The sequence below is a fragment of the Staphylococcus sp. FW104-15G4D genome, from assembly GCF_058790135.1.
In genome coordinates, this window is sequence record NZ_JBYTCH010000020.1 from 1 (window position 1) to 669 (window position 669).

Sequence of the window (669 nt, forward strand, 5' to 3'; positions counted from 1 at the left end):
CTGCTTAACCTTGCATCAGATCGTAACTCGCCGGTTCATTCTACAAAAGGCACGCCATCACCCATAAACGGGCTCTGACTACTTGTAAGCACACGGTTTCAAGTTCTCTTTCACTCCCCTTCCGGGGTACTTTTCACCTTTCCCTCACGGTACTGGTTCACTATCGGTCACTAGAGAGTATTTAGCCTTAGGAGATGGTCCTCCTAGATTCCGACGGAATTTCACGTGCTCCGTCGTACTCAGGATCCACTCAAGAGAGAATATGTTTTCGACTACAGGATTATTACCTTCTTTGATTCATCTTTCCAGATGATTCGTCTAACATGTTCTTTTGTAACTCCGTATAGAGTGTCCTACAACCCCAACAAGCAAGCTTGTTGGTTTGGGCTCTTCCCGTTTCGCTCGCCGCTACTCAGGGAATCGATTTTTCTTTCTCTTCCTCCGGGTACTAAGATGTTTCAGTTCTCCGGGTCTGCCTTCTGACATGCTATGAATTCACATGTCGATAACATGACATAACTCATGTTGGGTTCCCCCATTCGGAAATCTCTGGATCAACGCTTACTTACAGCTACCCAAAGCATATCGTCGTTAGTAACGTCCTTCTTCGGCTTCTAGTGCCAAGGCATCCACCGTGCGCCCTTAATAACTTAATCTATGTTTCCACCA

General features: G+C 46.2%; 1 rRNA gene. It reads right to left on the bottom strand.

What is annotated here, in order from left to right:
* Nucleotides 1–656, bottom strand: a 23S ribosomal RNA gene (locus tag AC3WQX_RS12045); the annotation flags it as partial.
* Nucleotides 657–669 lie beyond the last annotated feature (13 nt).